We start from the raw sequence: 8,320 nt of genomic DNA on the forward strand, positions 1-8,320 counted from the left end.
GTTTACCTATAAAAAGAATAAGTTATATATCAAAATAAACGTTATTACTATTAGACTCTCTCAACTGGTCAAAATATTTATACGAATCACCAATTGATTTTCTTGCCTGCTGTTTTGGAACACCTGCATCAATCATTTCTTTGTAACTAATATGAAACTCTTGTTTCAACGTTGTATCCCAACCTCCAGGCATAGCTCTACGTGTTCGTTGAGCAGAACTTATATTAGCGTGTGGACTACCTGATGCGGATTTAAGTAACGTTGCAGGTGCAGTATTTCTCTGGTAACCGTTTATTCTTTTCTTAGCCCAAGCGTCTTGAATTGGATGGTGGCTTTGTACAAACCCATCATTTTTATTATTTGTATGGCCCGACGCTCTGTTTACACCAGGAGAAAGATTACCATGTGGATCAACATCGCCAGTTTTGTATCCATTCGGAGCTTTACATCTCGACAACCCCCACGGATCCACCCACCCCAGCGCATTCGGCGCATACTGGTAAAGGTTTATCCCGCCCGCCAGCCCTATCGGGTCCTGCTGCGTAAACCGCCCACTGTCGGGGTCATAATACCGGAACAGATTGTAGTGCAGCCCTGTTTCTCGATCCAGATATTGCCCCTGCATTCGCAGGTTCTGAGAATATCCTGATAGCTGCGTCTCACTTTCCCGCAGCAGCTTGCCCCATGCGCTGTTCACTCCCTCCCAGTGCACCTGTCCTTCGACATCCGTCATCCGTTCCGGTGTGCCGTTGGGCTGGCAGTGGAACCAGAAGATCTCCGGCGCATCAACGCCATCAATACGCGCCAGAGGATCATAGCTGTCCTGATCGCTGTAGACGTAGGTCAGCGGCACATCATCGTGAACTTCCTGCAGCAGTCGGAACCCTTCCCAGACGAATTGGGTTGTAACCGGCTTACCTGTAGGTTGTCCGCCGAGGATCTGGCGTCGCGTTTTGCTAATACGTCGGCCAAGCGGATCGTAACGGAAGCTGACCACGGTCTGCGGTTTGTTGCGGTCCCGCGGCTGGCTGATGACCTCCGTCAGGCGATGTTCACCGTCATAGCGATACTGCCAGCGCGTCTGGCCGTTATCCTTCTCCACGGTGCGGCCGTGGATGTCGTAGCGCCAGCGAATGCCGTTCAGCTGCATTACGCGGTTATGGGTGATCGTCTCCCCAATGCCTTCTAACGGGTTACCCGCGGCATCCCAGCGCCACTGTTCCTGCCCGGGAAGCGTGCCATCCTGAACGAGCAACCGCCCGGCGCTGTCGTATTGCCAGCGATACCAGTTGAAGGGGTTATCGTCACGCTCTTCACGCACCAGGTTATTGCGGTAGTCGTAGTCCCAGCGCCGCGACCAGCGTCTTGGCGACGGGCGCTGGGCATTGCCGGTAAAGACATCCCGACGATGCAGGCGGCCAAGTCGGTCATATTCGCTGCGGGTGGTCAGCAGCCCCTGAGTTCGGCTGGTTTCCCGGTGCAGTTCATCGCGGGTAAAGTCGGATACCGACAGTTTATCGAGGGCAATGCCGAGCAGATGCCCGCTGCCGTAGTAAAACTGTTTCAGCTCACGGCCGTCGGGTAGCGTTACCGAGGTGCGGTTGCCGAGGGCATCATACTGCCATGCGAGCTCACCATACTCACCCTGTTCGCGCGTAACACGGCCCAGCGCGTCATACTCGAACGCCAGCTCCTGCTCTGCTTCATTGCTCCATACGCTGGCTGAAAGCGCAGGATGCAGCCCGATCCGGCTCAGTAGCCCTGACGATGTGTAATGATAGCGGGTCAGTCCTTCCGGCGTGGTACGGGCAACAAGCTGGCCGCTTGCGCTCCAGGCGAAGGCGTGGGTGATGGCCTGCGGATGATCGGCAGCGAAGGTACGCGCTACCGTGCGTCCGCAGGCATCATAGCGATACTGCGAAGCCACGCCATCCAGCCCCACCTCTTCCAGCAGCAGCGAGTCTGCCCCCCAACGGAACTGATACGCTTCACCGTTTTCATTTTCCAGCGCCACCAGCCGCCCGCGGCTGTCCCAGCGGCGGCGAACTTCTTCACCCTGCGTATTGCGTGTGGCGGTTAACCGACCGGCAGCATCATATCTGAATGCACTCTCTTTACCGTCGGCCCCCTGGTGCAGAACCGGGAGGCCGCGTTCGTTCCACGTCAATGATTCTGACCAGCCCTCCGGGCGCTCAAGCTGTACCGGACGCCCGGCAGCGTCGTAGCGATAACGCGTCTCTTCGCCATCAGCGCCAGTTTCAGCCGTCAGCCAGCCCAGCGGATGATAGCGGTAGCGGGTGATGCGTCCTGAACAGTCTGTCGCGCGTACAACCTGTCCTGCCTCATTGTATTCCTGATAACGACTGTTTCCGGCAGCATCAACCTCCTCAACGACCTGACCAAACTCATCCCGGCGCAACTGCGTGGTCTGCCCCAGCGGGTCGACCACGCGCTTTAAGCCGTGATGTTCGTCATACCAGAAACGGGTGGCGCTGCCATCCGCTTCAATGATGGCCGCAGGCAACGCGCGATGCTCCAGCCAGGTTGTCGTACGGGCATTGCCTTCGGCGTCGATCTCCTGTACCCGATTACCCATCTCGTCATAGACGAACGTGACGGCATTCCCGAGCGGATCGATGCGGCGCGTAAGTAGCTCATTTTCGTCCCACTCGTAGCGCCAGTTTTCACCGCGTTCATCAACGTAGCAGACGATCAGACTCTGCGCATTCCAGTAGTGCAGTCGCGTCTGACCATCGTAGTGTTCGACTGTCGTCAGCCCGGCGTCTAAATCGTAAGTAAAGCGGCAACCATCGCCCGTGCTGGTACGGTTTTCCACCACCCGCCAGTGATCAAATTTTTGCCAGCGATATTCGCTTTCCAGCCCACCCGGTAAACGATGCCAGACCATCAACCCCTTGTCGTTATAGCGATACTCGCGGGTTATCACGCCAGAGGCATCTGTCGCGCTCGCCAGTTGACCGCGCGCATCATAGCGCCACTGCATTAATGGCCAACTGCGGCTGCCGTCAAATTGGCTGGCTGACGTCACACGCTGCGGGAAGCGTTCATCTTCATAGCGCAGCGTCAGGTCTATCGTCCTCGGTTCGTCGTGAAGATTGACCAGCCTGCCGTATTCGTCCCACTCCGTCAGCAGTGCGTTGCCATACTCATCGCTGAGGGAAGCCAGACGCAGCACGGAAGGGTTAGCACGAGTAGGTTTGTACAGACGCCACACCGCACCGTCGTCATCGGCAATCGCTACATCGCCGCTGTCGTTACGGCGGATAATGATACCTTCGCTGATACTGTAAAACGCGCGATCGACTGGCGGCAGCTCAAAGCTCAGTTCGCGTCCGGTTTCATCGAACCAGGTCGCGTTGTTCTCTTCCAGGGCGAGATAACTATCAAAGGTGGTCGCCCAGCCTAAACCAAACAGCCCTTCACGCGTGGTCAGGCTGTTATAGCTGCGCTGCCAGCGAAGTGGGAAGCGCCCCGGCAGTGAGAAATCGAGTTCATCGTCATCATTCAGCACCTTCACGCCGGTCGCGGCATGCACCGGGTGCGAGGAACCAAATACAGCATTGACGGCCATATCGGCCAACATGCCGCCCCCCGCGGCAGCCAGCGCACAGGGCATATTCTTTAATATTTTGCCTGGTCGCCCACGCAGCAAAGAGAGTGCAATCATCCCCAGCGCAAGACCAGGCGTCTTACCGCTTTTGATATCGCGAACCGTCAGCGTCTCACCACCGATGATCACATTCGGGGAAACATCGTCAGAAACGGTTGCTTCACAGGTGGTACGGTCTTTCGCACGCACTGCAGGCTGGCCGTTAATAAAGACGCTCTTAGAACCTTCCGCCAGATATTGCGGTCCGGAGTGCTTTTCGCACGCCACCTTATCCTGCTCCAGCGGTGAAGTACCCGATGCCGCAGAGGCTACGCTCGGCTGCCACATTTCGCTACCAAACTGCCCGGCGGCGGAGAGCAACATGCCCGCGTAATCGGCAAAACTGCCTGGAGACTGCGGCTCAGGTGACGGGGTATCGGCAGGCGTCAGCGTCCCGGCCGCACGCGCGGCAGGAAGCGTGTTGGTCAGCACGTTGTCGGAACCCGAGGTAATTTTACCCGCGGGTGATGGAGGGAAAAGCGCATTGCCTAAACCTTCAGCCGCGTTGCTGATGTCATCCGTTATTCCCGCCACATTTGCCAGCACGCCACCGATAATCCCACTCAACAGACAGCTGGATCCAATCGCCGCAACGCCTGCAGCAGCGGCTCCTGCCCCCAGCAACGGCGCGGCCACGGTGGCCGCTGCACCAACGGCCGCACCGATCACCGCATAGGCGGCACCTTCTGCCACAATGCTGGTGATATCCGCAAAAATGCTGGAGTGAATAATCTCGTCGCCCTGACGGGCCGCGTTGTTATCGCTCATGCCTTACACATTCCGGTTGTCGTTTAGCGTCAAACTTTGCTTAAGCGCGCTCCAGCGCACCCCGTCTTCTTCGGTAAATGCCCGTAGCGCAGAGAGGGTAAATATCATTAATACCGGTTTGCCTGGCGTTTGTACGGCAAGTTGTTTTTGCCACAGGCGCTGGCCGTTACGGTCGAAGGCGGTCTCCACTTCTATGCCGTCAATGTTGCTTTTCGGCCCTGCATTTACGCGGTGGAATTCGCTTTGGGTAATTTCGCCCATCTGAGGTCGCAATAAATCCCACTGGCGGTGAAACTCTTTCTCATAGTCGCTGCCATCCGGGATAGCACCGCGACTGACGACGACGGATAAGCCGCTTTCGTCATCACGAATAATGTTCATGCTGTTATCCTGCCAGGCAGCAGGGAACAGGGAAAAGGAACCTTCCTGGAGGGTGTATTTCATAAGTGAACTCGGGATGATTAATATTGTGAGAAACAAAAGAGGCCAATCCATGCTGGCCTTTTGGCTGGTTGTTTTATTATTTAAGCCATTGACCTGACTGTTCGACTAAAACATGGTTGCCTTTGCTGACAACCAATTTCACGGGTGCATACGTCACGGTGTAAGCGATCTCGCCATTCTTGTACGTTGAGCCGATTATTTTACCTGCGGAGTCGTGCACCGTTTTTCCCTTTAAAGAGATCGTACTGTTATCGCTTTTGCGCATGCCGAGATAATACATCTTGTCACATTCGCTATCAAAATGGCCGCACTTATTTATCAGAGAAATAGTGAACTTTTCGGTATCCAGTTTTTTGGTTTCAGAACCCACAACCAAGGATTGCTCCGTCGTCGCGAAATGCATCGTATTAAATCTGACTGCCCATCGCTGAATATCGGCATTAATAACCTGACTATTATCAGATGACTGATATTGAATAACATCAGACTCTGGAACCACCCAGGCCGCAAAGATTTTGCCGTCAGGATTGATGACCAGCGCTGACGCGTTCTCCCGATAGAGATCCTTTAGCCAGCCTTCAACAAACAATCCTCCACCTTTGGTGGTATGCGGTTCACCAAAGACATCAAAGTTATCAATAAAGGTCTGGTAGTGATTTTCCAGCATCTTCCTGAGATTGTCTGTCACTTCGCTGTCGTTAATGATGCGACTTACCGTATCGAATTTATTATATTGCGATAATTCAAGCGCCGATGAAGTTTCAACAACGCCTGTAAATAAGGCTGAGAATAATGCAACCGCCAAATATTTTTTGATCATAAATCACTCTGAAATACCATTGTCGTAATTCATTGTTATTTTCACAACCTTACTGTCTTTAATCTCAAAAGAGAGCAATTTTTTACCCAATTCATAGGAAACCCACTGCTCCCCGGAATCATTTTCGACTTGACCGGCCCCATAAGCTTTATTAAGTTCATTTATTGTTGAACCAACATGAATCCCACGAACTGTTTTGCTATCCGTAGCAGTTAGCGTAATCTGCGACACGATATAATCATCAACGCTTCGCTCCGCTTTATCCCACCAAAGATTGGAACTGAATATTTCTAACCCAGACTTTTGATGCTGGAAGAATTTATAATTGGTTCCGTCAAAAGGAACTTCTCCGACAAAATGACCTTCAACCGGCAACTCAATTTTACGTGCAACGTCATTAGTCCATCTGTCGCCCAATGCGATAGACTGTTTGTTTATTTGTACAGAAAAATCGGGTTTTGCTAAAAGATAATGCGATGAACTTCCAACTTCTTTATTGATTTGAGCAGCCGCCGCATAATTGTTCAAACTGCAGAGCACCAGAATCGAACAGAAGACACTCAGAATTTTCTTACTCATAAGTTGATCCATTACTTAAATTTTGGAATATCATATGATAGGTTTGCCCCCGGGAAATTATCAAACATTTTCTTCATGTTTGATGTTTGGGCTACAGCCCAGTTGACATCAGTTGCATACTGATGCGTTCCTGGCGAAGCCGGGTTCCATCGCATCTTATAAAGATTGTTTTGTGTATAATCCGCATTATTAATGTATTTTTCGGAAATCCATTTCGCACCACCATCTATCGCTTTTTCTGGCGAAGTCCATCCCATTTTATAAGCGTAATTGGCACCTGTTTTAACGGCATTGCCATCTAAAGCGCCAACTCCATACATGTTGTAAACTTTTACACCCTTTACATCGACACCTTTTGCCAGTTCACTCGCTCCGTTACCTGTTTCGAGAGCAGAGTGTGAAGCCAGGTAAACTTCACTGACATTATATTTCTTTGCTGCATCCAGATATGTTTTTTCTTGACCTTCAAGTACACCTTTCCCTTTCAGGAAGGAAGCCATATCAGTTTCAGAAACACCTGACGAAGATGAAAGATCAAGGAACTGATATTTATCGGTTCCAGTATTGTAGTTATCCGGATTTGCATATTTCTTTATATCTTCTTCGGAAGCATCAACAAAGCCGCGTCGTGTCCACTTTTGAGGTTTAGCCTTTAAATTCCTTTGCTTATCCACCATGTTCTGCAACGAATAATCATATTCACTGGTTTTGTCTGTGCCAGGTGCGGCAGCTGGATTATTTTGCGTCGGAGCCGCTTTACCTGCTCCTCCTGCAAGTACCGCACCAGCAGATTTTTTAGCCTTATCCGGAGAGAAATACGCCTGCACCGCCGCATCAATATCTCCTTTATGCCCCGCTCCCGGTGCCGTCGTGCCGGGCTGGGTGCCAGAGGTATTCAGGTGTAGCTTGCCGCCCGTGGTGATATGACCATCACCCTCAACAAAGAAGTTAAACTCTTTTCCAATCAGGTTAATTTTGCCGTTAGCATTAAGTTCAATCGCGCTTTCCCCCGAGACCAGCCGCAGTTTCGTGCCAGAGGCAAGCACATATTGTTCGACCGCCGCATCCAGCTTGCCTTTGCCGGTGAGGATCTCAGTACCGCCTTTCACGGCCTGAATCTGATTTGCTTCCACGCGGTGCAGCTCATTTTTCTTCACATAATGACTGCGCTCGCCGCCGACGCTGTGCGTTTCATCATTTTTAACGCTGGTATCCATATTGCGTTCAGCCTGGATCCACACCTGCTCCGCGCCAGCCTTGTCTTCAAAGCGCAGGGCGTTGGCGTTGTCGACAGAACCATCTTTCGTGCGGCTCATAAAGCCCATCTGCGTGGCCGCAGCAGGCAGCGCCCACGGCGGCATGCTTGCTTCGTTGTACACGCGGCCTGTGATAATTGGTCTATCCGGGTCGCCGTTGATAAAGTCCACGACCACTTCATCGCCGACACGCGGGATCTGCACACCACCATAACCCTGGCCCGCCCAGGCGCTGGAAACACGTACCCAACAGGAACTGGTATCATCGCCCTTCGCCAGACGGTCCCAGTGAAATTTCACCTTCACGCGGCCATATTTGTCCGTCCAGATGCTTTCCCCCTGCGGCCCGACGACTTTCGCGGTCTGTGGGCCGTAGGTGCGTGGCCATGCCGTGGACTGTGCCGGACGGAACGATACAGACGACGGGATAACGCTGAAGTCGGTACGGTGAATAGTTTCACCCTCGCCGCTCGCATAGCGGTTCTCTTCGAAGTGATACCCCGCGGCAGTTACAAGATACTCGCCGTTGTCGCTGAAGAACGGCGCGTTGGTTAATGTGAATGTATGCCCTGGTGCAATCCCAGCCGCCGTGGCCGTCGCCTGAATCTGCTGATGCTCAACCTGCCAGCGCTCCTGACGAATGCGGGCATAAAATTCCCCGTGCCCTTTGTCCACAAAGCGCCCCGGCCAGTCGTACACATCAATGCTGCCCGGTTTCGGCGACGCCGGGTTCTGCTGCGCCTGGAACAGCCACGCGTTTGGCTTGCGGAAGTCATAGTCATC

General features: G+C 52.8%; 5 protein-coding genes. All 5 read right to left on the reverse strand.

The window, feature by feature from the left end; translation table 11 throughout:
• Window positions 1-22 precede the first annotated feature (22 nt).
• A complete protein-coding gene (locus ACJ9N4_RS10930) occupies window positions 23-4,438 on the reverse strand; it encodes an RHS repeat-associated core domain-containing protein (RefSeq protein WP_411500470.1) in 4,416 nt (1,471 codons plus the stop codon).
• Between the two features lie 3 nt (window positions 4,439-4,441).
• A complete protein-coding gene (locus ACJ9N4_RS10935; protein ID WP_182271722.1) occupies window positions 4,442-4,882 on the reverse strand; it encodes a DcrB-related protein in 441 nt (146 codons plus the stop codon).
• Window positions 4,883-4,958: 76 nt separating this feature from the next.
• Window positions 4,959-5,702, reverse strand: a complete 744-nt coding sequence (locus ACJ9N4_RS10940) for a hypothetical protein (RefSeq protein WP_411500471.1) — start codon at window positions 5,700-5,702, stop codon at window positions 4,959-4,961.
• Between the two features lie 3 nt (window positions 5,703-5,705).
• Window positions 5,706-6,281 carry a hypothetical protein gene (locus ACJ9N4_RS10945; protein ID WP_411500472.1) on the reverse strand — a complete coding sequence of 192 codons (576 nt, stop codon included), beginning with the start codon at window positions 6,279-6,281 and terminating at the stop codon, window positions 5,706-5,708.
• 11 nt (window positions 6,282-6,292) lie between these two features.
• On the reverse strand, window positions 6,293-8,320 hold a 2,028-nt coding region (gene tssI / locus ACJ9N4_RS10950), incomplete at its 5' end, for a type VI secretion system tip protein TssI/VgrG (protein WP_411500473.1).

Origin of the sequence: Enterobacter sp. LM3, assembly GCF_046622475.1 — a bacterium.
Classification (GTDB): domain Bacteria; phylum Pseudomonadota; class Gammaproteobacteria; order Enterobacterales; family Enterobacteriaceae; genus Enterobacter; species Enterobacter cloacae_P.

Bases quoted from the DNA above. Each gene is read 5' to 3' on its own strand.
- ACJ9N4_RS10945 (WP_411500472.1), bottom strand. From the start codon at position 6,281: ATGAGTAAGAAAATTCTGAGTGTCTTCTGTTCGATTCTGGTGCTCTGC.
- ACJ9N4_RS10935 (WP_182271722.1), bottom strand. From the start codon at position 4,882: ATGAAATACACCCTCCAGGAAGGTTCCTTTTCCCTGTTCCCTGCTGCC.
- ACJ9N4_RS10940 (WP_411500471.1), bottom strand. From the start codon at position 5,702: ATGATCAAAAAATATTTGGCGGTTGCATTATTCTCAGCCTTATTTACA.
- ACJ9N4_RS10930 (WP_411500470.1), bottom strand. From the start codon at position 4,438: ATGAGCGATAACAACGCGGCCCGTCAGGGCGACGAGATTATTCACTCC.